Origin of the sequence: Agromyces sp. NPDC057679 (assembly GCF_042799635.1) — a bacterium.
Taxonomy (GTDB): Bacteria; Actinomycetota; Actinomycetes; order Actinomycetales; family Microbacteriaceae; genus Agromyces.
Window position 1 is genome coordinate 89,214 of the sequence record NZ_JBHVIK010000002.1, and the last position, 21,306, is coordinate 110,519.

General features: G+C 69.9%; 20 protein-coding genes. 10 read left to right on the top strand and 10 right to left on the bottom strand.

Going from position 1 to position 21,306, the window contains the following annotated elements; all coding sequences use genetic code 11:
* Window positions 1–53: 53 nt before the first annotated feature.
* The 7 genes from ACFVAJ_RS07295 to pknB all read left to right on the top strand — a co-directional run bounded on the left by ACFVAJ_RS07295 (window position 54) and on the right by pknB (window position 8,929).
* A complete protein-coding gene (locus ACFVAJ_RS07295; RefSeq protein ID WP_376942644.1) occupies window positions 54–800 on the top strand; it encodes an FhaA domain-containing protein in 747 nt (248 codons plus the stop codon).
* Window positions 797–1,342, top strand: a complete 546-nt coding sequence (locus ACFVAJ_RS07300; protein ID WP_376942646.1) for an FHA domain-containing protein — start codon at window positions 797–799, stop codon at window positions 1,340–1,342. Before ACFVAJ_RS07295 ends, ACFVAJ_RS07300 begins: the two co-directional genes overlap by 4 nt.
* 3 nt (window positions 1,343–1,345) lie before the next feature.
* Window positions 1,346–2,578: a PP2C family protein-serine/threonine phosphatase gene (locus tag ACFVAJ_RS07305; protein WP_376942648.1), complete on the top strand. Its 1,233-nt coding sequence runs from the start codon at window positions 1,346–1,348 to the stop codon at window positions 2,576–2,578.
* A 19-nt stretch (window positions 2,579–2,597) separates the two neighbouring features.
* Window positions 2,598–4,004, top strand: a complete 1,407-nt coding sequence (locus ACFVAJ_RS07310) for an FtsW/RodA/SpoVE family cell cycle protein (RefSeq protein ID WP_376944592.1) — start codon at window positions 2,598–2,600, stop codon at window positions 4,002–4,004.
* On the top strand, window positions 4,001–5,455 hold the full coding sequence (locus tag ACFVAJ_RS07315; RefSeq protein WP_376942650.1) for a peptidoglycan D,D-transpeptidase FtsI family protein: 1,455 nt from the start codon (window positions 4,001–4,003) through the stop codon (window positions 5,453–5,455). The genes ACFVAJ_RS07310 and ACFVAJ_RS07315 overlap by 4 nt, the downstream gene beginning before the upstream one ends.
* Window positions 5,452–7,149 (top strand): protein kinase, encoded by a 1,698-nt coding sequence (locus ACFVAJ_RS07320; RefSeq protein ID WP_376942652.1) that lies wholly within the window; start codon window positions 5,452–5,454, stop codon window positions 7,147–7,149. Before ACFVAJ_RS07315 ends, ACFVAJ_RS07320 begins: the two co-directional genes overlap by 4 nt.
* Window positions 7,150–7,216: 67 nt before the next feature.
* Window positions 7,217–8,929 (top strand): Stk1 family PASTA domain-containing Ser/Thr kinase, encoded by a 1,713-nt coding sequence (pknB, locus tag ACFVAJ_RS07325; RefSeq protein ID WP_376942654.1) that lies wholly within the window; start codon window positions 7,217–7,219, stop codon window positions 8,927–8,929.
* Window positions 8,930–9,026: 97 nt separating this feature from the next.
* Here the strand turns inward: pknB and ACFVAJ_RS07330 are convergent, their stop codons facing one another.
* The 3 genes from ACFVAJ_RS07330 to ACFVAJ_RS07340 are packed head-to-tail and all read right to left on the bottom strand — an operon-like array spanning window position 9,027 to window position 10,631.
* Window positions 9,027–9,668, bottom strand: coding sequence for an anthranilate synthase component II (locus tag ACFVAJ_RS07330; protein WP_376942656.1), 642 nt, complete (start codon window positions 9,666–9,668; stop codon window positions 9,027–9,029).
* On the bottom strand, window positions 9,665–9,823 hold the full coding sequence (locus ACFVAJ_RS07335; RefSeq protein ID WP_376942658.1) for a hypothetical protein: 159 nt from the start codon (window positions 9,821–9,823) through the stop codon (window positions 9,665–9,667). The genes ACFVAJ_RS07330 and ACFVAJ_RS07335 overlap by 4 nt, the downstream gene beginning before the upstream one ends.
* A 1-nt stretch (window position 9,824) precedes the next feature.
* Window positions 9,825–10,631 carry a class E sortase gene (locus tag ACFVAJ_RS07340; protein ID WP_376942660.1) on the bottom strand — a complete coding sequence of 269 codons (807 nt, stop codon included), beginning with the start codon at window positions 10,629–10,631 and terminating at the stop codon, window positions 9,825–9,827.
* Between the two features lie 71 nt (window positions 10,632–10,702).
* Here ACFVAJ_RS07340 and ACFVAJ_RS07345 point away from each other — a divergent pair, with 71 nt between their 5' ends.
* Entirely contained in the window at window positions 10,703–10,945 is a 243-nt protein-coding gene (locus ACFVAJ_RS07345; RefSeq protein ID WP_157423800.1) for a cell division protein CrgA, read from the top strand.
* A gap of 230 nt (window positions 10,946–11,175) precedes the next feature.
* Here ACFVAJ_RS07345 and ACFVAJ_RS07350 read toward each other — a convergent pair whose 3' ends face one another.
* Together ACFVAJ_RS07350 and ACFVAJ_RS07355 are read right to left on the bottom strand one after the other, a co-directional pair.
* A complete protein-coding gene (locus tag ACFVAJ_RS07350; protein ID WP_376942662.1) occupies window positions 11,176–11,928 on the bottom strand; it encodes a rhomboid family intramembrane serine protease in 753 nt (250 codons plus the stop codon).
* 130 nt (window positions 11,929–12,058) lie between these two features.
* Window positions 12,059–12,598 carry a peptidylprolyl isomerase gene (locus ACFVAJ_RS07355; RefSeq protein ID WP_376942664.1) on the bottom strand — a complete coding sequence of 180 codons (540 nt, stop codon included), beginning with the start codon at window positions 12,596–12,598 and terminating at the stop codon, window positions 12,059–12,061.
* Between the two features lie 119 nt (window positions 12,599–12,717).
* On the opposite strand from ACFVAJ_RS07355, the gene ACFVAJ_RS07360 reads away from it, so the two are divergent.
* Window positions 12,718–13,230: a hypothetical protein gene (locus tag ACFVAJ_RS07360; RefSeq protein ID WP_376942666.1), complete on the top strand. Its 513-nt coding sequence runs from the start codon at window positions 12,718–12,720 to the stop codon at window positions 13,228–13,230.
* A gap of 96 nt (window positions 13,231–13,326) precedes the next feature.
* On the opposite strand, the gene ACFVAJ_RS07365 is transcribed toward ACFVAJ_RS07360, so the two are convergent.
* The 5 genes from ACFVAJ_RS07365 to ACFVAJ_RS07385 are packed head-to-tail and all read right to left on the bottom strand — an operon-like array spanning window position 13,327 to window position 20,209.
* Window positions 13,327–14,970, bottom strand: coding sequence for a dipeptide ABC transporter ATP-binding protein (locus tag ACFVAJ_RS07365; protein WP_376942668.1), 1,644 nt, complete (start codon window positions 14,968–14,970; stop codon window positions 13,327–13,329).
* Window positions 14,967–15,833 (bottom strand): ABC transporter permease, encoded by an 867-nt coding sequence (locus ACFVAJ_RS07370; protein WP_376942670.1) that lies wholly within the window; start codon window positions 15,831–15,833, stop codon window positions 14,967–14,969. Before ACFVAJ_RS07370 ends, ACFVAJ_RS07365 begins: the two co-directional genes overlap by 4 nt.
* Window positions 15,830–16,867 carry an ABC transporter permease gene (locus tag ACFVAJ_RS07375; protein ID WP_376942672.1) on the bottom strand — a complete coding sequence of 346 codons (1,038 nt, stop codon included), beginning with the start codon at window positions 16,865–16,867 and terminating at the stop codon, window positions 15,830–15,832. The genes ACFVAJ_RS07370 and ACFVAJ_RS07375 overlap by 4 nt, the downstream gene beginning before the upstream one ends.
* Window positions 16,854–18,500 (bottom strand): ABC transporter substrate-binding protein, encoded by a 1,647-nt coding sequence (locus ACFVAJ_RS07380; RefSeq protein ID WP_376942674.1) that lies wholly within the window; start codon window positions 18,498–18,500, stop codon window positions 16,854–16,856. The genes ACFVAJ_RS07375 and ACFVAJ_RS07380 overlap by 14 nt, the downstream gene beginning before the upstream one ends.
* A 20-nt stretch (window positions 18,501–18,520) precedes the next feature.
* Window positions 18,521–20,209: an amidohydrolase gene (locus ACFVAJ_RS07385; protein WP_376942676.1), complete on the bottom strand. Its 1,689-nt coding sequence runs from the start codon at window positions 20,207–20,209 to the stop codon at window positions 18,521–18,523.
* 237 nt (window positions 20,210–20,446) lie between these two features.
* On the opposite strand from ACFVAJ_RS07385, the gene ACFVAJ_RS07390 reads away from it, so the two are divergent.
* Complete coding sequence (locus ACFVAJ_RS07390; protein WP_376942678.1) at window positions 20,447–21,148, top strand: TetR/AcrR family transcriptional regulator; 702 nt, start codon at window positions 20,447–20,449, stop codon at window positions 21,146–21,148.
* Window positions 21,149–21,306 lie beyond the last annotated feature (158 nt).

A 21,306-nucleotide genomic window follows, 5' to 3' on the forward strand; every position in this document is an offset into this window, starting at 1 on the left:
CCAGCCGCTCGCGCTAACATGACGCGAAGTCAGACACCGGAATCGGGAGACCTGTGGGCCTACTGGACAACTTCGAGAAAGGTCTCGAGCGCGCCGTCAACGGCGCGTTCGCGAAGACCTTCCGCTCGGGGCTGCAGCCGGTCGAGATCACCTCGGCCCTGAAGCGAGAGATCGACACCAAGGCGGCGGTCGTGTCGCGCGACCGCGTGCTCGTGCCGAACAACTTCACCGTGCGCATGGCGCCGGCCGACCACGACCGCATGGCGTCGCTCGGGCCGGCGCTCATCGACGAGCTCGTCGACCTCGTGCAGCGGCACGCGGCGAGCCAGCACTTCCAGTTCGCCGGGGGCATCACGATCGGGCTGCGCGCCGACGAGGGGCTCAGCGTCGGCATGGTGCAGGTCGACTCGCAGAACGTGAAGGGACAGGTCGCCTGGACCCCGGTGCTCGACGTCGACGGCAAGCGCTACCCCATCATCAAGGGCCGCACGGTCATCGGTCGCGGCAGCGAGGCCGACGTCACCCTCGACGACTCCGGCGCTTCGCGCCGGCACGCCGAGGTCCAGTGGGACGGCTCGCGCGCCCGGGTGCGCGACCTCGGCTCGACGAACGGCACGCAGCTGAACGGCTCCCCCGTGAAGGACTCGATCCTCGAGCCCGACTCGGTCATCACCATCGGTCGCTCGCGTATCGTGTTCCGGGTGCTCGCGCAGGCCGCGGGCGGCGCCGGCGAGCCCCGCCGGGCCGCACCGGCGACGCAGCGCCACGACATGGGCGGATTCTGGGGAGCGGCCGAATGAGCGAACTGACCCTGGTCGTCCTGCAGCTGGGCTTCCTGATCCTGCTGTGGGTGTTCATCTTCGCCATCGTCTACGCGCTCCGCAGCGACCTGTTCGGGCAGCGCGTGCGCAAGCTCCAGCCCGAGACGGCGACCGCGGCCCCCGCAGCGGCGTCCGCGTTCCCGAGCTCCCCCGTCCCCTCGGCGGCACCGACCGCCCCGGTCTCGACGCCGTCCGCCTCGGGCGGCGCCGACGAGATCGCGTCGAGCTCCAACGCGACGCGGCTCGTGATCACGAGCGGCGCGAAGTCGGGCGTCGAGTTCCCGCTCGGTCGCGACGAGATCACGATCGGCCGCTCGAGCGACTCGGCGATCATCATCCGCGACGACTACACCTCGACGCACCACGCGCGTCTGATGCTCTGGAACGACCGCTGGATGATCCAGGACCTCGACTCGACGAACGGCACCTTCCTCAACGGCTCCCGAGTGACCGTGCCCACCCCGATCCCGCTCGGAGCCACCGTGAAGGTCGGAGCGACGACGTTCGAGCTGCGGCGGTAGCCCATGCCGACGGTGAAGGCGAGCGCAGCGGTCTCGCACGTCGGGCGGGTCCGCTCGAACAATCAGGACTCCGGCTACGCCGGGCGCCGGTTGTTCCTCGTCGCCGACGGCATGGGCGGCCACGCCGGCGGTGACGTCGCGAGCGCGATCGCGACCCGCCGCATCGCCGAAGCCGACACCGACTACGACAGCGCCCCCGAGGCGGCCGCGGCGCTCGAAGGCGCCCTCATCGCCGCCAACCGACGGCTCGCCGAGACGGTGTCCGAGCACTCCGAGCTGACCGGCATGGGCACGACGGTCAGCTCGATGCTGCACCTCGGCGACCGCGTCGTCATCTCGCACATCGGCGACTCGCGCATCTACCTGCTGCGCTCGGGCGAGCTCAGCCAGATCTCGACCGACCACACCTTCGTGCAGCGCCTCGTCGACGCCGGCCGCATCACGGCCGAGGAGGCCATGGTGCACCCCCGCCGCTCGGTGCTCATGCGCGTGCTCGGCGACGTCGAGGCCTCCCCCGAGATCGACCAGATGGTGCTCGACACCCGTGACGGCGACCGGTGGATGCTGTGCTCCGACGGGCTCTCGGGCGTCGTGTCCTTCGACGAGATCCACGAGTTCATGTCGGCCGACGTCGGCGCGAAGCAGGTCGCCGACCGCCTCGTGAAGGCTTCGCTCGACGGCGGCGCCCCCGACAACGTCACCGTCGTCCTCGTCGACATCGGCGAGCCCGCCGCTCCGGCGACGCCGCCGCTCATCGTCGGCTCGGCCGCGGCTCCGCTCGCCTTCGGCGCGGCCTCCGAGCCGGTGCGACCGCGAGGCATCCGTCTGACGCCGTTCAGGCCGCACCCCGTGCAGGAGACGCACTTCGAACCCGACTCGGCCGACTTCTTCGACGAGCTCATCGAAGAGGACGCCCGCCGTCGCCGCCGCCGCCGCTGGGTGTGGGGCTTCTGGATCGCGATGTTCGTCGCGGCGATCGTCGCCGCGATCGTGCTCAGCTACCAGTGGACGCAGACCCGCTTCTACGTGGGCGAGTCGAACGGACGGGTCGCCATCTACCAGGGCATCCAGCAGAACCTCGGCCCGATCTCGCTGCACGAGCTGCACACCGAGACCGACATCGACATCGCCGAGCTGCGGGCCTACGACCAGCAGCGGGTCGAGCAGACGATCAGCGCGGGGTCGTTCACGGAGGCCTTCCAGATCGTGCAGCGCTTGGAGGAGTCCCTTGACTGACCACGCCGCGACGGGTCGCGTGACCACCGCCGGCGACGGCGGCGCCCCGGCGCGCCCGACGACGCCGCCGAGCGGCGTCCGGCGCATCCGGATCCCCCAGAAGCTCCGCAACCTCGAGTTCTGGCTGCTCGCCGTGGCCTGCGTCATCAACGCCTCGGCGATCGTGCTCGTGCAGCTCGGCGCGCTCGGCCGCATCGACACCCAGCTCGTCCTGCTCGGCGCGGGTCTCTCGATCCTCGTGTTCGGCCTGCACATCGCGATGCGCTTCGTCGCCCGCGACGCCGACCCGTTCCTGCTCCCGATCGCGACCGTGCTGAACGGCCTCGGCATCGCGATGATCTACCGCATCGACATCGCCGAGGGCGACGCCGGCTGGGAGAGCGCGGCGGTGCGCCAGATCGCGTGGAGCGCGATCGCCATCATCTGCGCGATCGCGACGATCTTCATCATCCGCAACCACCGGGTGCTCTTCCGCTACACGTACCTCGCGGGCCTCGTCGCCATCATCCTGCTGATCCTGCCGCTCGTCCCCGGACTCGGGCAGTCGCGCGGCGGCGCCCAGGTCTGGATCGGCTTCGGCGACATCGCCACCTTCCAGCCCGGTGAGATCGCGAAGATCGCCCTCGCGGTCTTCTTCGCGGGCTACCTCGTGCGCAACCGCGACTCGCTCTCGATGGTGGGCAAGAAGTTCCTCGGCATGAAGTTCCCCCGCGCACGAGACCTCGGTCCGCTGCTCGTGGTCTGGGCGCTGTCGATGGCCGTCATCGTGTTCCAGCGCGACCTCGGCACCGCCCTGCTCTACTTCGGCCTGTTCCTCGTCATGCTCTACGTCGCCACGAGCCGGCTCTCCTGGGTCGTGCTCGGCCTCTCGCTGTTCCTCGCGGGCGCGATCATCGCGAGCCAGACGCTCGACTACGTGGGCAACCGCTTCGCGAACTGGCTCACGCCCTTCAGCGACGAGCGATTCAACGCCGACCCCGGCGGCAGCTATCAGCTGGTGCAGGGGCTCTTCGGCCTCGCCAACGGCGGGCTCATCGGCACGGGCTGGGGCCAGGGCCGCCCCGATCTCACGCCGGTGCCGCAGAGCGACTACATCATCGCGAGCCTCGGCGAGGAGCTCGGCCTCGCCGGCATCTTCGCCATCCTCGCCCTCTACCTGCTGTTCGTCGCGCGCGGCTTCCGCATCGGCTTCGCCGGCCAGGACGACTTCGGCAAGCTGCTCGGCGTCGGCCTCGCCTTCGTCGTCGCACTGCAGGTGTTCATCGTCGTCGGCGGCGTGACCCGGGTCATCCCGCTGACCGGCCTCACGACGCCGTTCCTCGCGGCGGGCGGTTCCTCGCTCGTGGCCAACTGGATCATCGTGGCCCTGCTGCTGCGGCTCTCCGACACCGTCCGCAACCATCCGAGGCTGGTGATCGACGGATGAACCGCGAACTCAAGCGCGTCTCGATCGTCGCCCTCATCATGTTCGTCACGCTCCTCGTATCGTCGACGATCATCCAGTTCGTGCAGGCCGACAACCTCGCCGCCGACCCGCGCAACTCGCGCACGCTCTACGAGAGCTATTCGGTCGAACGCGGGCCGATCCTCGTCGACGGCGAGCCCATCGCCTTCTCGACGGCGACCGACGACTTCTACCGCTTCCAGCGCACGTACTCGAACGGGCCGCTCTACGCGCCCGTGACCGGCTACATCCCGGTCAACGGCGAGGCGACCGGCCTCGAGCGCTCGCTCAACGACTACCTGAGCGGGCAGTCCTCGAGCCAGTTCTTCGACCAGCTCAACCGCCTGATCTCCGGACAGGACCCGGTCGGCGCCTCGGTCGAGGTCGCGATCGACCCCGTGGCGCAGCAGGCCGCGTGGGACGCGCTCGGCGACTACACGGGCGCCGTCATCGTCACCGAGCCCGAGACCGGGCGCATCCTCGCGATGGTCACGAAGCCCACCTTCGACCCGAACACCCTGACGGTGCACGACGGCGAGCAGGTGCAGGCGACCTACGAGGGCCTCCTCGCCGATCCCGGCGACCCCCTGTTCAACCGGGCGACCGGCGGCGACATGAACCCGCCCGGCTCGGTCTTCAAGCTCGTCGTCACCGCCGCCGCACTCGAGTCCGGCCGCTACACCCCCGATTCGACGTTCCCGAACCCCGGCGAGTTCACGCTGCCCGGGACGAGCTCGGTCGTGCGCAACTCCGGCGGCGGCACCTGCGGCGGCGGCGACACCGTGACGCTCGCCGACGCGCTCCGCCTGTCGTGCAACATCCCGTTCGCCGAGCTCGGCATCGAACTCGGTGACAATGCGATCCGCGACCAGGCCCAGAAGTTCGGCTTCGACAGCGAGTTCCTCATCCCCACCGAGACCGAGCCGAGCACCTACCCGCAGGGGCTCGACGACGCGCAGACCGCCCTCACCGCGTTCGGCCAGGGCGACGTGCGCGCGACCCCGCTGCAGATGGCGATGGTGTCGGCCGCGATCGCGAACGACGGCATCGTGATGAACCCCGACCTCGTCGATCAGATCACGGCGCCCGACCTCCGCCCGCTGGAGGAATTCGAGCCGAGCGAGTTCGGCCGGGCGATCAGCGAGTCGACGGCCGACACCATGGTGCAGATGATGGTCAACGGCGTCGAGAACGGGGCCGCGAGTAATGCAAGAATAGACGGCGTCAGCGTGGCCGGGAAGACCGGAACAGCGGAGAACGGCGAGGATGACCCGTATACCTTGTGGTTCACCGGATTCGCCCCCGCGGACGACCCTCAGTATGCAATCACGGTGCTCGTGGAGGATGGCGGGGGACTTGGTCAGGAGGGGTACGGCAATCTCATAGCCGCACCCATCGCAAAGCAGGTACTAGAGGCGGTGCTGAACAAATGAGACCGAGCGCAGGGCTCACCTTCGGAGGGCGCTACGAGCTGCAATCCCGCATCGCGATCGGCGGGATGGGCGAGGTGTGGCAAGCCACCGACCTCGTCATCGGCCGCCAGGTCGCGATCAAGATCCTGAAGGACGAGTACCTCGGCGACCCGGGCTTCCTCGAGCGCTTCCGTGCCGAGGCCCGTCACGCCGCACTCGTGAACCACGAGGGCATCGCGAACGTCTTCGACTACGGCGAGGAGGAGGGCAGCGCCTACCTCGTCATGGAGCTCGTGCCGGGCGAGGCGCTCTCGACCATCCTCGAGCGCGAGCACGTCCTGTCGACCGACAAGGTCCTCGACATCGTCGCGCAGACGGCCGCGGCACTGCAGGCCGCGCACGCGGCCGGTCTGGTGCACCGCGACATCAAGCCCGGAAACCTGCTGATCACGCCCGACGGGCGCGTCAAGATCACCGACTTCGGCATCGCGCGCATCGCCGACCAGGTGCCCCTGACCGCGACCGGCCAGGTCATGGGCACGGTCCAGTACCTCTCCCCCGAGCAGGCCTCGGGCCACCCGGCGTCGCCGACGACCGACATCTACTCGCTCGGCATCGTCGCCTACGAGGCCCTCGCCGGCCGCCGCCCCTTCACGGGCGAGTCGCAGGTGGCCATCGCCATGGCGCAGATCAACGAGACGCCGCCCGACCTCCCGGTCACGGTCTCCGAGCCGGTGCGCAACCTCGTCTACTCGTGCATCGCGAAGAACCCCGCCGACCGCCCGCAGACGGCGGCGCACCTCGCCCGTGCGGCGACCGCGCTCCGTCGCGGCGACGTGCAGGCGGCGTCGGCCGCGGTGCCCGCAGTGCTCGGCGCGGCGGGCCTCACCGCGGCGACGATGCTGATGCCCCAGGCCGGCGCGACCGCGGCGACGACCATCCTCCCGACGGCCGCCGACGGCGAGGAGCTCGGCGAGGACGGCGAACCCGAGAAGAAGAAGCGCAGCCCGTGGACGTGGCCGCTGATCGTGCTCATCGCGCTGCTCGCGATCGTGCTGATCGGCACCATCATCGCGATCGCGCTGAACTCCGGTGAGAAGGACCCCGTGAAGTCCTCGACCCCGTCGAAGCCGCCGGCGAGCACCTCGCAGACGCCGACGTCGGCCCCGCCGACGAGCGAGGCCCCGACGACTGAGCAGATCAACAGCGCCGACTTCGTGGGTCTCTCGGTCGACGACGCCCGCGCCAAGCTCGACGGCCTCGGCATGGTCGCGAACGCGGTAGAGGGCAACGCCGCGACCGACCCGTCGCAGGCGGGCATCGTGTACGACGTCAACCCGACGGGTCCCGTGCAGATCGGCAGCGAGATCACGATCACCTACTACGCCTCGCCCGAGACGCCGGCGGCTCCAGGCTCTGCACCGTCGGTGACGCCGGCCGAGGTCGCGCCCGGTGCCTCGTTCGAGGTGAAGTGGCCGGCGGCGCAGTGCCCGGCCGGGCAGACGCTGTCGGGCTACCAGGTCAATGTCGACGGTCCCGCCGCCGCCGCACCGCCGCTCGGTGCCGGAGCGCGGAACGTCACGATCACGACGAACGCGGACGCCGCACCCGGTGACACCGTCAACGTGACCTACCAGTACTTCTGCGGCCAGCTGAACTCGCCGTCGTCGCCCGCTGCGACCGTGACGGTCGTGGACGGGTCCGCCACCGATTGAGAGCTCGGGCGCGAGTTCCGAGGCGCCCACCCACCCGACGCAGTGAAGAAGTTCGAACTCAGACCGAATGAAAGGATCCGCCCCCGTGAGCGATGAAGGACGCGTCCTCGCCGGACGTTATCGCGTGGGCGCCCTCATTGGTCGCGGTGGCATGTCCGACGTGCACGTCGGCACCGACACGCGGCTCGGCCGCCAGGTCGCGATCAAGCTGCTGAAGCCGCAGCTCGCCACCGATCCGGCGTTCCGCATGCGCTTCCGCCAGGAGGCGCAGTCCGCCGCGCGCATGGCGCACCCGACCATCGTCCGCGTCTTCGACGCGGGCGAGGAGACCGTGGTCGACGCGGCCGGCCAAGAGGTGCAGCTGCCGTTCATCGTCATGGAGTTCGTCGAGGGGCGCCTGCTCAAGGACATCATCCACGACGGTCCGCTCGAGCCGGCGGCGGCCGTACGGGTCGTCGACGGGGTGCTGACCGCCCTCGAGTACTCGCACCGCGCCGGCGTCGTGCACCGCGACATCAAGCCCGGCAACATCATGATCACCACCACCGGCCAGGTGAAGGTGATGGACTTCGGCATCGCCCGCGCGGTCTCCGACTCGGCGACGACCGTCGCCCAGACGACCGCGATCCTCGGCACGGCCTCGTACTTCTCGCCCGAACAGGCGAAGGGCGAGACGGTCGATGCGCGCACCGACCTCTACTCGACGGGCGTCGTGCTCTTCGAGATGCTCACCGGACGTCCGCCGTTCCGCGGAGACACCCCGGTCGCCGTCGCCTACCAGCACGTCAGCGAACGCCCGGTCAAGCCGAGCATCATCAACCCCAAGGTCTCGCCCGCGCTCGACGCAGTGGTGCTCCACGCACTCGCGAAGGACCGCGAGCAGCGCTACCAGACGGCCGTCGAGTTCCGCACCGACGTCGACACCGCGGCCGCCGGCCGGGTGCCCGTGCACCGCGAACCCGACCAGGCCACCATGCTGTTCGGTGCCCCGACCGCGTCGCTCTCGAGCTCGGAGCTCGCGCTGCGCCAGCTCACCGAGGACGAGACCATGTCCCGGACCCAGCGGCGCCCACCGGCCATCTGGATCTGGGCGGGCATCGTCGCCGTCGTCGTGATCGTGATCGCGGTGATGTACTGGGCCTTCAACCTCCAGCCCAAGGACGACCTCCCGTCGAACGCGCGCGAGGTGCCGGTCCTCACTGGAATGACCTACGAGCAGGCTGTCGAGGAGCTGCAGTCCCTGGGGCTCCCGGCCACCCGACTCGAGGAGACGAGCGAGACGGTGCCGGCCGATCAGGTCGTCCGCACCGATCCGGCGTCGGGTGAGATCGTCGACGCGGGCACCGCGATCTCGGTCTACATCTCGACCGGTCGTGAGGCCGTCGCCGTCCCCGACACCGTGAACATGACGCTGACCGACGCCAAGGCCGCGCTCGAGGCCGCCGGTCTCGTCGCCGGCAAGGAGATGCGCGAGAACTCGCCGAGCGTCGCCGCCGACACGGTCATGCAGACCGCGCCCGAGGGCGGTGCCTCGGTCGAGAAGGGCTCGACCGTCGACTTCGTGCTGTCGAACGGTCAGGTCACGCTGCCCGACCTGACGGGGCAGACCCTGTCCGCCGCGACCGACTTCCTGACGTCCGACGAGCTGCAGCTCAACCCGGTCCCGAAGCCCGACCCCTCGTGCCCGACGGTGCCCGGCTCGATCGTGACGCAGCAGTCGCTCCCTCCCGGCGGCGTTCCCCAGCGCTCCGACGTCGAGCTGACCTACTGCGCGGGCTGACCCAGGGGCGCAGGCGCGCTCCGGCTCGGCGACGGGTCGACGCTTCGACGACGACGACGCGATGCCTCGATCGACCGAGCGACCGGGCTGCCTGGCGTCAGGCGTTCGCGCGCACCAGCGGGCTCAGGTGCTCGGCACGCTCGCGCGCCTCGGGCAGCCCCGCGACGGCGAGCCAGTTGCCGAGCATGCGGTAGCCGCCCTCGGTGAGCACCGACTCGGGGTGGAACTGCACGCCGAAGATCGGCGCCGACTCGTGCCGGAGTCCCATGATCACGCCGCCGCTCGTGCGGCTCGTCACGACGAGCGACGGCGGCACCGTGTCATCCACCACCGCCAGCGAGTGGTACCGGGTCGCCGTGAACGGCTGGGGCACCCCTTCGTAGAACGCGCTGCCGTCGTGCTCGATGCGCGACGTCTTGCCGTGCATCAGCTCCTCGGCGTTCGTGACGACCGCGCCGAACGCCTCGGCGATGGCCTGGTGCCCGAGGCAGACGCCGAGGATCGGCTGCCCGCTCGCGAGCGCCGCCTCGACGACGGGGATGGAGACGCCGGCGTCGGAGGGCTTGCCCGGTCCGGGCGAGATGAGCACGGCGTCGTACTGCGCGATGCGTTCGGCGACCTCGTCGACCGGGATGTCGTCATTGCGCACGACGTCGGTCTCGGCGCCGAGTTCGCGCAGGTAGCCGTTCAGCGTGTAGACGAAGCTGTCGTAATTGTCGATGACGAGGATGCGGGTCATTCTTCCACCGTGACGTTGATCGGATTGAGCTGCGCGTCGACCCACGGGAACACCCAGGTGAAGAGCACGAAGACGGCTGCGACGATGAGGACGAGCAGCAGGATGATGCGGAGCCACACCGGACCGGGGAGGATGCGCCAGAGTGCGCCGTACATCTCAGTTCTCCCATTCGGCGACGACCGAGGCGATCTCGGCGGGCGGGTTCGCGGCCCCGGGCTGCCACGACTCGAGCACGCCGTACGCGACGATGCGCTCGGCGGTCGAGTAGAGCGGGTTGCAGCTCGTGAGCGTGATGATGCGGTCGGTCGGCAGGAGGTCGGGGTGGTGCGGGACCGGTGAGAGCACCTCGGTCGTCGCCGGGGTCACGTACTCGAAGTCGCGGAAGCGGTAGGTGTACCAGCCGTCTTTGGTCTGGACGTAGATCGCGTCGCCGAGCTGGAGCTGCTCGATCTCGTGCATGCCGCCGCCGTAGGCGCTGCGGTGGGACGCGATCGCGAAGTTGCCGACCTCGCCCGGCATCTGCGTGCCCGGGTAGTGGCCCACGCCGAGCTCGAAGCTGTTGAGCACATCGAGGCCGTAGCCCTCGGCGATGTTGCGCACGGAGTCGTGCGTGCCGGGTGCGTCGAAGCGCGGCACGTACATGACGGCGAACGGCTCGGCGTTCGCGTACTCGGTGGTGTCGACGACGGGCTCGCCGGGGTCGGCCGGCGGCGGGGTGTCGCCGCGGGCCGCGCGATCCTGCTCGGCCCATTCGCCGCTGAGCTCCGACGCCGCCTGCGACTGCTGCCCGGCCATGATCGCGTCGTTCCACCACAACTGCCAGCCGAGGAACAGCAGGATGAGCACGCCAGCGGTCAGCAGGAGTTCGCCGAGGACGCCGACCACGCTCACGCGCGGCTTCGGGCGCGTCGTCGCGCCTGCGGCACGGCGGGCGCGCCGACCGTCGGGCAGCGACTCGGACATAGGGGCGATTCTATTCCGCCGAAACGACTTCTCGCTGTGAGCGCACGGCAGCCTCGGCTAGAATCGCGGGCATGGCACGTACGAAATCATCGAAGCCGGCGCGCGCTGAAGTCGCAGCGAGCGGCGAAGAGGCGCCGAACCCGGTCTGGTTCAAGCCCGTCATGTTCGGCTTCATGCTGCTCGGACTCGCGTGGATCCTGGTCTTCTACATCAGTCAGGGCCGCTACCCCATCGCCGACCTCGGCTCCTGGAACATCCTGATCGGCTTCGGCATCGCCTTCGTCGGCTTCCTCATGACCACTCGCTGGCGCTGACGCCGGCACTCGAGACGCGAAAGGGCGGATGCTTCGGCATCCGCCCTTTTCGCATCTCCACGATCTCTTCCACAGGATTGTCCACAGTTGTCCACAGTTGTGCACAACTCGAAATCCGCGTATTCACTGGGATCTCGGGAATGACACCGATGTAACTCTCAACAGCTGTGGACAGCGTTGTGGATAACCCGGGGCGGCCCGGGCAGGACGCTGCCGGCCCGGGCCCGGGCTCAGAAGACGGGGAAGAAGAAGTACCGCAGGCTGAGGACGAGCAGCACGGCCACCACGCCCACGAGGAGCCAGACCTGCAGCGCCTGCTGCGAACGCTTGCGCGTCTCGACGAAGATGAGCCCGATCAGCGCACCCGTGACGAGTCCGCCGAGGTGGGCCTGCCAGGCGACGTTGAAGCCCGGCACGAACCCGATCACGAGGTTGATGCCCAAGAGCACGAACAGCTGCGTGGTCTGGCCGCCGAGGCGGCGCTGGATCACGAGGAACGCGCCCATCAGGCCGAAGATGGCACCGGATGCCCCGACCACGCCCACTCGCGGGTCGGAGAGCCAGAGCACGCCGACCGAGCCGCCGAGGCCCGAGATCAGGTACAGCGAGAGGAACCGCCAGCGTCCGAGCAGGCCCTCCAGGAGCTGACCGAAGATCCACAGCGTGTACATGTTGAGCAGCACGTGGAAGATCAGCCCGGTCGAGTGCACGAACACCGAGGTGATCATGCGCCACGGCTCGAGGTTGCCCGGGATCGAGTAGACGCCGGCGTAGAGCAGGCGGTCGGTGATCGCGAGCCCCGGGATCAGCTGGAGCACGAACACCGCGAGGGTGATGCCGATCAGGGAATACGTCACGACCGGCGCCCCGCGCCCCGCAGCCGAGCGAACGCGCGTGAGCACGGCCGGCTTGGTGCGGGGGGCGCTCGCGCGCTGTTCGCGCATGCACTCGGGGCAGATGACGCCGACCGCGGCCTGCGTCATGCACTCGGGGCAGATGGTGCGCCCGCAGCGCTGGCACAGCACGAAGCTCTGCCGATCGGGGTGCCGATAGCAGAAGTTCGATCGATCAGCCGCCCCGGCCCCGGCTGAAGGAACTGTGCTCACCGCTCGGTCAGACCTGCTCGACGGTGATGCTCTCGATGACGATGTCCTCGAGCGGCTTGTCGCGACCGTCGGTCGCCACGGCGGCGAGCTTGTCGACGACGGCCTGGCTCGCGGCATCCGTCACCTTGCCGAAGATCGAGTGCTTGCCCTGCAGCCAGGTGGTGGGGCCGACGGTGATGAAGAACTGCGAGCCGTTGGTGCCGCGGCCCATCTGGATGCCGGCGTTGGCCATGGCGAGCACGTAGGGCTCAGTGAAGTCGAGCTCGGGGTTGATCTCGTCGTCGAACTGGTAGCCGGGGCCGCCGATGCCCTGGCCGAGCGGGTCGCCGCCCTGGATCATGAAGCCTGGGATGATGCGGTGGAAGATGACGCCGTCGTACAGCGGGTCGGTGGTCTTCTGGCCGGTGGCCGGGTGCGTCCACTCGATCTCGCCCGTGGCGAGGCCGACGAAGTTCTTGACGGTCTTCGGTGCGTGGTCGCCGTAGAGGTCGACCTTGATGGGGCCGTGGTTGGTGTTGAGCGTCGCGACTGCGGTGTGAATCGGCATCTTCATATTCTGTCATGCGCGGATTCGCGGGGCGGCATGCCGGAATGAGACTCTCACCTCGCTTCCAGCCGGTTCGGTGGCAAGATGGAGGAGTTCGCTGCACAACGATGGAGGTCGAGATGAGCCTGTCACGCAAGCGCCGGAAGGAACTCAAGCGACTGCAGAGCAGCGCGGAGGACCTGTGGGGGAACCAGCAGATCGTGCTCGAGCACGCGAATGCCGTTGCACGGGAGGCCAGCCGCCAGCTGGGCCACCTCACGCGTGAAGAGGTCGTGCCGCGGGTGCGCACGGGCTACGAGAGCTATGTGCGGCCGAACGTCGCACGTGTCGGCCAGGCTGCGAAGGTCGCGGGCGACAACGTCGAGCAGGGGCTCGGCAACGTGCTCGGCTCGATCCTCTCGATCGGCGACATCGCCAACGACGCGCGTGTGCGCCGCGCGGTCGAGCGCGTCTCGCCCCGCGCCGTCGCAGTGGTCGAGAAGAAGCAGGGCCGTGGCGTGGGCACCTACCTCGCGATCGGCGCCGGCATCATCGCCGCGGCCGGAGTCGCCTACGCCGTCTGGCAGACGTTCCGCGCCGACGACGAGCTCTGGGTCGCCGACGACGAGCCGAACGGCACGACGACCGTCTGATCCACGGACTTCATGGAACGGCCCCGCAGATGCGGGGCCGTTCCGCGTTTCGGGCGAGACGGGCTCCCCCGGGTGGCGACGTCCTCGTCCGCCCCGTCAGGCGGACTTCCGGTCGGCGACCGGATCGAGGGCCCAGTCGGGCCGCGGAACCGAGTCGATGAGCAGCTGCGTGTAGGGATGCTCCGGGGCCGCGAGCAATTCGGCGGTGCGGCCCCGCTCGACGATGCGTCCGCGCCGCATCACCACGGTCTCCTCGCACACCCGGCGCACCACGGCGAGGTCGTGGCTGATGAACAGCACGGTCAGGCCGCGTTCGCGACGGATGTCGGCGAGCACGTCGAGGACCTGCGCCTGCACCGAGACATCCAGTGCGCTCGTGGCCTCGTCCATCACGAGCACGTCGGGATCGATCGCGAGCGCCCGAGCGATCGCGACGCGCTGACGCTGGCCGCCCGAGAGCGTGCGCGGGCGGGCCTGCGCGTGCTTCTCGCCGAGGCCGACCTGGTCCAGGAGGGCGAGCACGCGCGCGCGGGCGTCGGCCGTCGTGAGCTTCGTGTGCAGTCGCAGCGCGTCCTCGATCGATCGGCCCGCCGTCATGCGCGGGTCGAGCGACAGATACGGGTCCTGGAAGACCATCTGGACGCTCTTGGCGTGCGCGAGACGCGCGGCCCGCCCGCGCGGCACCTCGGTGCGCTCGCGGCCCGCGATGCGGATCTCTCCGGCGTCGGCCTGCTCGAGTCCGACGATCATGCGGGCGAGCGTCGACTTGCCCGAGCCCGACTCGCCCACGACGCCCAGTGCGCCGCCGCGTGCGATCGAGATCGACGCGTCGACGACCGCGGCGACCTCGGTCTTGCCGCGCAGCTGGTAGGTCTTCGAGATGCCGTTCGCCACGAGCATCGGCTCGGCGTCGCCGGGCTCGGCAGGAGGCACCTCGACCGCGTCGGCCGCCGTTCCGCCGACCGCGGCCTCGATCGTCGGCGTCGCCGCCACGAGACGCTTCGTGTACTCGCCCTGGGGAGCGCTGAAGACGCGCCGTGCGTCACCCGTCTCCTCCACGCGGCCCCCGCTCATCACGACGACGCGGTCGCAGATCGAAGCGGCCAGGTTGAGGTCGTGGGTGATGAAGAGCATGCCCATGCCCCTGCTCGACCGCTGCTCGATGAGCACCCGGATGATCTCGGCCTGGGTGGTGACATCGAGCGCGGTGGTCGGCTCGTCGCAGATCAGCAGCTTGGGCGAACTCGTCAGGGCTCCTGCGATCATCACGCGCTGCAGCATGCCGCCCGAGAACTCGTGCGGGTACTGCTTCAGGTGCTCCTCGGGGCGGGGCAGCTGCACCGAGGCGAGCAGCTCGACGGCGCGGGCGGTCGCGTCGGCCTTCGACCGGCCCTCGCAGAGGCGCAGCGTCTCGGTCATGTGGTCGCCGAGCGTGCGCATCGGGTTGATGCCCGCCCTCGGGTCCTGGAAGATCATGGATGCCGCGTGGCGCCGCAGGTCGAGGATGCCGGCCGCGCTCGCACCGATCACGTCGCGTCCGTCGAGCTCGACGACGCCGCCGAGTCGCGAGCCGTCGGGCGTGAGCCCGAGCACCGTGCGGGCGGTGAGTGACTTGCCGGAGCCCGATTCGCCGACGAGGCCGACGGTCTCGCCGGCGTCCACCGAGAGCGAGATGCCGTCGAGCAGGCGCGTGCCGTTCGGCAGGTCGAGCGTGAGCTCGGAGATGTCGAGCAGGCTCATGCGGGGATCTCCCCTCCGATGCGTTCGGAGAGCTCTTCTCCGATGATGTTGACGGCGACGACCACGAGCACGACCGCGACGGCGGGCACGATGGCCGGCAGGAAGAAGCCGCCGACGATGCCCGGCTGGGCTTCGTTGATCATGGCGCCCCAGTCGGGCGTCGGGGGCTGCACGCCGAGGCCGAGGAACGAGAGGCCGGCGAGCTCGGCGAGCACGTAGCCGAAGTTGAGCGTCGACTGCGCGCCGACGATCGGCGTCACGTTCGGCAGCACCCGCCGCAGCGCGATCCACGGCCCGCTGAAGCCCTGCACCCGGTACGCCGAGACGTACGGCCGCGTGCGCTCGGCTTTCACGAGCGCACGGGTCAGCCTGGCGACGAACGGCGCGTAGGCGATGCTCATGGCGATCACCGGTGCGACGAGCCCCTTGCCGAAGAGCGCGACGGCCATGATCGCGAGCAGCAGCGATGGGAAGGCGAACAGGACGTCGAAGACGCGCCCGAGCACCGAGTCGATCCACCCGCCGCGCCAGCCGGCGAGGAGGCCCAGCAGCATGCCGATGATCGTCGAGCCGATCACGACCAGCAGCGGACCGAGGAGCGCGGTGCGCGCGCCGTAGATCAGCCGCGACAGCAGGTCTCGACCGAGGGCGTCGGTGCCGAGCCAGTGCGCCGCGCTCGGACCGGCGTTCACGGCGGCGAAGTCGAGCTGGTCGGGCGGGTACGGCGCGATGAAGGGGGCGAAGATCGCAGCGAGCGTCATCACCGAGACGACGCCGAGGGCGATGCCGAACGTGATGCCCGCGGGCCGCAGGCGCGGCGCTCGCATCACCTCGACGGCGAGGGTGGGGGTCGGGGTGGTCATCTGGCAGCAGCTCCAGCGGCGGATCGGGGATCGATCCAGGGTTCGGCGATGTCGATGATCGCGTTGACGACGACGAAGGCGGTGACCACGAACATGACGATCGCCTGCACCACCGGGAAGTCGAGCCGGTCGACCGACTGCACGAGCAGCGAGCCCATGCCGGCGAGGCCGAAGGCCGCCTCGACGATCGTCGAGGCGACGAGCAGCCCGGCGACGAGGATGCCGCTCACGGTGAGGATCGGACCGAGCGCATTGCGGAACACGTGGCGGCGGATCACGGTGCCCCGCTTGAGACCGCGGCTGATCGCGACCTCGACGTGCTCGCGGTCGAGCTGCTCGACCATCGAGGAGCGGGTGACCTTGCCGACGAGGACGACGAACACGATCGCGAGCGCGATCGACGGCAGGACGAGGTGGTAGACCATGTCGCCGAAGCCCTCCCCCGATCCGAAGGTCGGGAACCAGCCGAGCTGCACGGCGAAGATCGCGATGAGCACGATCGATCCGACGAACGACGGGATGGCGCTGAGCATCGTCAGGCCGATGAGGGTGAGGCGGTCGAGCGCCTTCCCGCGGTTGAGCGCGGCGACGATGCCGGCGCTGAGGCCGACGATCGCGATGAGGAGGCCTGCCATCGCGACGAGCATGAGCGTGACCGGCAACCGGTCGCCGAGCACCGTCGAGACATCCTGCCGGTACTGCAGGGAGCGACCGAAGTCACCCTGCAGCGCCCCGGTGAGCCAGTTCAGGTACTGCTGCCACGGAGGCAGGTCGAGGCCGTACTGCTCGGTCACCTGGGCGATCGCCTCGGGGCTCGGCTTGCGGCCGCGCAGCAGGAAGGTGACGGGATCGCCCGGCACGAGGAAGCGCGAGAAGAAGACGAGCAGGGATGCCAGGAAGAGCGTGAGGACGAGGCTGCCGAGCTTGCCGGCGACCCGCCGGAGCCCGGCGGCCGTGAGCCGGCCGCCGGACCTCGGGTTCGCGGCCGCCGCGTCCTGAGCGGCGACCGCGACGGTCGAACTATCGAGCGCCAATGGTGGCCGCCCACGGGTAGTAGAGGTAGTTGACCGACGGGGCGACGCCGGTGATGCGCTCACCGAGGTAGAGCGTCGTCGGGCCGTTGAACAGGGGCAGCCAGGGCAGCTCCTCGTTCGCGATGTGCTGGAGCTCGGCCGACTTCTTCGCGCGCTCGTCGGGGTCGAAGATGCCGACCGCCTCGTTCGCGATCGCGTCGAACTCGGGGTTCGACCATTCGCCGTAGTTGCTGAACTCGCCGGTACGGAGCACCCCGTACATCTCGAGCGGGTCGGGGCTCGACAGGTACCAGACCGTGTAGAAGAGGTCGACGCCCTCGCGTGCGCTCGGGTCGCTGAAGAGCGCCGTGTAGGCGCTCGGCGTGACCGTCTCGATCTCGGCCTCGAGTCCGATCGACTGGGCCGCGGCGACGGTCGCCTGCGAGATCACGGCGAAGTCGTTGCCGAGCGGCGCGGTCTTGATGACGATCTTCTGACCGGTCGCACCGGCCTCCTCGACGAGCTGCTTCGCCGCCTCGACGTCGTAGGCGTAGTCGTCGAGGCCGCTGAAGGCCTCCTCGCGGGTGGCGTCGCTCGCCGCGCCCCAGACGGACTCGGTGGTGAGCGCGCTCGTCACCTCGCCGAAGCCCTTCGCCGCCGCCTCGAGGATGCCGTCGCGGTCGAGCGCCATGAGGAGCGCCTGTCGGACGCGAACGTCGCCGAGCGGACCGTCGAGGTTCGACACGATGAGGCTCGAGACGGCCGTGTTGAGGCCGAAGTACACATCGCCGCTCGTCTGCTGCAGCTGGGCGATGCCGTCGACCGGCAGCATCCAGCCGCCGTCGACGTCACCCGACTTCAGCGCGTTGACGCGGGCGGTCGCGTCGCCCATGAAGACGAACTTCACCTCGCCCGACTTCGCGGCGAGGTCCTCGTCCCAGTAGTCGTCGAAGCGGGTGAGCGTGACCGACTCGCCCGACTTCCACTCGGTGAGCTCGAACGGACCGGTGCAGTTCACGAGGCCGGTCGAGTTGCCGTAGTCGGCCCCCTTCTCGGCGAGGGTCGCCGCCGACTCGATGACGCCGGCCGATCCGCCCATGCCCTGGTTGAACTGGGAGTCGGGGATCGTCGTGGTGACGGTGACCTCCAGGTCGCCCGTCTGCTCGATCGAGGCGACGTTCTGGTACACCGAGTACCACGACGAGCCGACCGCGGGGTCGAGGTGGCGGCTCATCGACGCGACCGCGTCGGCGGCCGTCAGCGGCGTGCCGTCGTGGAAGGTGACGCCGTCGCGGATCGTGTAGACCCAGGTCGTCGGGCTCGTCTGCTCGTACGACTCGGCGAGGCCCGGGCTGAGCGAGTAGTCGGGTTCGAGCCGGAGCAGCGACTCGCAGACGTTCGCGAGCACCTGGTTGTCGGCGTAGTCGAAGGCGTAGGCGTAGTCGAGCGAGTACGGCTCGGCGTAGCTCACCCACGAGTACGAGTCGATGTCGCCGGAGGCCTCGGGGGTCTGGGCGGTGAGCTCCCACTCGCCGGCGGCGGGCTTCTCGGCGGCCGGGTCGGACGCGCATCCGGAGAGCGCGACGAGCGCGACGACGCCTCCGGCGACGAGCGCGACGCTGCGCCGGCCGGCGGGGGTGCGGAGGATGGACATGGCGGAGTACTCCTCAGGGGTCAGGCGGTGGCGGGCAGGGCGGTGCTGGGCAGGGCGGCGCGGTCGTGGACCGCTTCACCCTCGATCCACGTCGAGGCGACCGTCGTGCGGTGGAGGTCGTCGGCGGGAACGGTGAAGGGGTTGGGCTCGAGCACGACGAGGTTCGCGAGGTAGCCCTCGCGGACGTACCCGGTGTCGTGGTCGCGGTGATTCACGTAGGCGGTGCCCGAGGTGTAGGCGGCCAGCGCCGTGGTGAGGTCGAGGCGCTGGTGTGCGCCGCCGAGGGGACCCGCCTCGACGCCGGGTGCGACACGGGTGACCGCGATGTGGATCGCGGCGATCGGGTCGGCCGTCGAGACGGGCCAGTCGCTGCCGGCCGCGAGGCGTGCACCGCCGCGGACGAGGTCGCCGAACGGGTACTGGCGCGCCTCCTGGCCGTCCTGCAGGAACGGCAGGGTCAGCTCGTCGATCTGGTCCTCGTGGGTGGCCCACAGCATCTGCAGGTTCGCGACCGCGTCGAGCTCCGCGAAGCGGGCCGTCTCGGCTTCGGCGACGATCTGGAGGTGTGCGAGGTGGTGCCGCCCGTCGCTCGGGCCGTTCGCGGCGCGGGCGGCCGCCACGGCGTCGAGCCCCTCACGCACGGCGCGATCGCCGAGCGCGTGCATGTGCACCTGCTGCCCCTCCGCGTCGAGCGCGGTGACGGCCTCGGCGAGCAGCGCCGGATCGACGAAGGAGAGCCCGTGGTTGTGCGTGTCGTGGCCGTGCGCGTCGCGGTACGGCGTCAGCATCGCCGCGGTCTGGTTCTCCGCGACGCCGTCGACCATGATCTTCGTGGTGCCGAGGGTGAACCGGTCGCCGTGGCCGAGTGCGCGCAGCTCCTCGCGGCGTCGGACCATCTCGGCGACCTGCTCGAGGCCGCCCGAACGCTCCCACCACTGCGCCCCGACGACGTGCACCTTGAGGGCGCCCTCGTCGAGCGCGCGGAGGTACGCCTCGTACGCGTCGGGCACGCCCGCGGCGGTGCCGATGAGCGCGTCCTGCCAGCCGGTGATGCCGAGCGCGATGAGCTCCTCCTGCGCGCGGAGGAGTCCGCGGTAGACGAGTTCGGGGTCGATCGGCGGCCGCACCGAGGCGAAGAGCTCGGCGGCACCTTCGTGGAAGGTGCCGGCAGGGTGCCCGTCGCTCTCGCGTTCGATGCGGCCGTCGTCGGGGTCGTCGGTCGTGGCGTCGAGTCCGGCGATCCGCATCGCCGCCGTGTTCGCCCACATGCTGTGGTGGTCGCGGCTCGAGAGCAGCACCGGCCGGTCGGGCACGACGGCGTCGAGCAGCGCGCGCACGGGCGCGCCTCCCGGGAAGTGGTCCATCGACCAGCCGCCGCCGAGGATCCATGTCTCATCGGGGTTCGCTGCGGCGTACGCCGCGACCGTGGCGACGGCCTCGTCGGCGTCGCGCGCTTCGGTGAGGTTGCACTGGAGCAGCTCGACCCCGCCGCCCACCGGGTGGATGTGGGCGTCCTGGAAGCCCGGGCTGAGCAGGGCGCCGCCGAGCTCGACCACGCGGGTCCCCTCGCCGACGAGCGCGGAGGCCTCGGCCTCGGGCACGACCGCCGTGATCCGTCCACCGGTGACGGCCACCGCGTGACCCTCGAGCGGATCGCCGCTGCCCGTGAACACGGATCCCCCGGTGAACAGCACGTCGGCAACTGACACGTCAGCCTCATTTCCTCATCGAATGCGTCGGACGAGGGCGACGCTAGCCCGACCCGCCGGGCGCTGTCAACAGTGTTGACATCATCGGTGACAGAGTCGTTATGCTGGCCCGGATGCCACGCCCGCGAGGTCATCGCGACACAGGGGTCGCGGGCGTGGCAGCATGAAGAGGCACGACCGAACCGACGAGCGTCTCGATCGCTCCACGAGACCGGGCGTGCGCCGATAGGAGGGGTGATGGCCACGACGAGCACGAGCCGCCGGCGCAGCACGGCGACGCCCCGAAAGGCCCGCCTCGACCGCGACTCGATCATCGCGGCCGGGCTCGAGATCGCGGCGACGTCGGCCTCGACCTCGCTCTCGGTTCGCGAACTCGGCGCGAAGCTCGGCGCCGACCCGACGGCGATCTACCGCCACTTCCGCAACAAGGAGCAGCTCATGCAGGCGCTCCTCGACGAGCTCATCCAGCGCAGCATGCTCGAGATCACCGCGGACGCCGCCGACTGGCGCGGCAGGCTCCGTCAGATCGCCGTCGCCACGCTCGACTACTTCGCGAGCCACCCTGCGATCGGCGTCGAGGCGACGGTGCTCACGACCCACGGCACCGGCGAGCTCGATGCCGTCGAGTTCATGCTCGAGTGCTTCACACGGGCCGGCCTCTCCGGCGACGATCTCGTACGCCACTATGCGCTGTTCGCGGCGCACACCCTCTCGAGCGCGGCGGGCATCGCCCGAGCGCGCGGTGAGCGTCGCGAGCGCGGCGAAGGCGACGAGGCGTCCTCGGCCTGGTTCGAGGGGCCGATTCTGGCCGATCCGCGGCGCTATCCGCTCATCGCGTCGAACAGCACGAGCCTGATCGAACTCGAGGACCGAGAACTCTTCGTGCTGGGCGTCGAGGCGATCATCCAGTCCGCCGAGCGGACCGCCGCCGGCGCCTGACCGAGGCCCACTCGTCTCAGTGCCTGCACTGATTTCGAGGCAATCTGAGAAATTGCCTTGCAATCGGCGTGAGTTCACCGCTAGTGTCAGTGACCGGTGCGAACGCGCCAGAGCCCAAGAGAGGAGTTGATCCCAATGATGAAGCACATCTTCACCCC

Coding starts and splice junctions, on each gene's coding strand:
- ACFVAJ_RS07300 (WP_376942646.1), top strand. CDS start 797: ATGAGCGAACTGACCCTGGTCGTCCTGCAGCTGGGCTTCCTGATCCTG.
- ACFVAJ_RS07305 (WP_376942648.1), top strand. CDS start 1,346: ATGCCGACGGTGAAGGCGAGCGCAGCGGTCTCGCACGTCGGGCGGGTC.
- ACFVAJ_RS07315 (WP_376942650.1), top strand. CDS start 4,001: ATGAACCGCGAACTCAAGCGCGTCTCGATCGTCGCCCTCATCATGTTC.
- ACFVAJ_RS07320 (WP_376942652.1), top strand. CDS start 5,452: ATGAGACCGAGCGCAGGGCTCACCTTCGGAGGGCGCTACGAGCTGCAA.
- pknB (WP_376942654.1), top strand. CDS start 7,217: ATGAAAGGATCCGCCCCCGTGAGCGATGAAGGACGCGTCCTCGCCGGA.
- ACFVAJ_RS07330 (WP_376942656.1), bottom strand. CDS start 9,668: ATGACCCGCATCCTCGTCATCGACAATTACGACAGCTTCGTCTACACG.
- ACFVAJ_RS07335 (WP_376942658.1), bottom strand. CDS start 9,823: ATGTACGGCGCACTCTGGCGCATCCTCCCCGGTCCGGTGTGGCTCCGC.
- ACFVAJ_RS07340 (WP_376942660.1), bottom strand. CDS start 10,631: ATGTCCGAGTCGCTGCCCGACGGTCGGCGCGCCCGCCGTGCCGCAGGC.
- ACFVAJ_RS07345 (WP_157423800.1), top strand. CDS start 10,703: ATGGCACGTACGAAATCATCGAAGCCGGCGCGCGCTGAAGTCGCAGCG.
- ACFVAJ_RS07350 (WP_376942662.1), bottom strand. CDS start 11,928: ATGACGCAGGCCGCGGTCGGCGTCATCTGCCCCGAGTGCATGCGCGAA.
- ACFVAJ_RS07355 (WP_376942664.1), bottom strand. CDS start 12,598: ATGCCGATTCACACCGCAGTCGCGACGCTCAACACCAACCACGGCCCC.
- ACFVAJ_RS07360 (WP_376942666.1), top strand. CDS start 12,718: ATGAGCCTGTCACGCAAGCGCCGGAAGGAACTCAAGCGACTGCAGAGC.
- ACFVAJ_RS07365 (WP_376942668.1), bottom strand. CDS start 14,970: ATGAGCCTGCTCGACATCTCCGAGCTCACGCTCGACCTGCCGAACGGC.
- ACFVAJ_RS07370 (WP_376942670.1), bottom strand. CDS start 15,833: ATGACCACCCCGACCCCCACCCTCGCCGTCGAGGTGATGCGAGCGCCG.
- ACFVAJ_RS07380 (WP_376942674.1), bottom strand. CDS start 18,500: ATGTCCATCCTCCGCACCCCCGCCGGCCGGCGCAGCGTCGCGCTCGTC.
- ACFVAJ_RS07390 (WP_376942678.1), top strand. CDS start 20,447: ATGGCCACGACGAGCACGAGCCGCCGGCGCAGCACGGCGACGCCCCGA.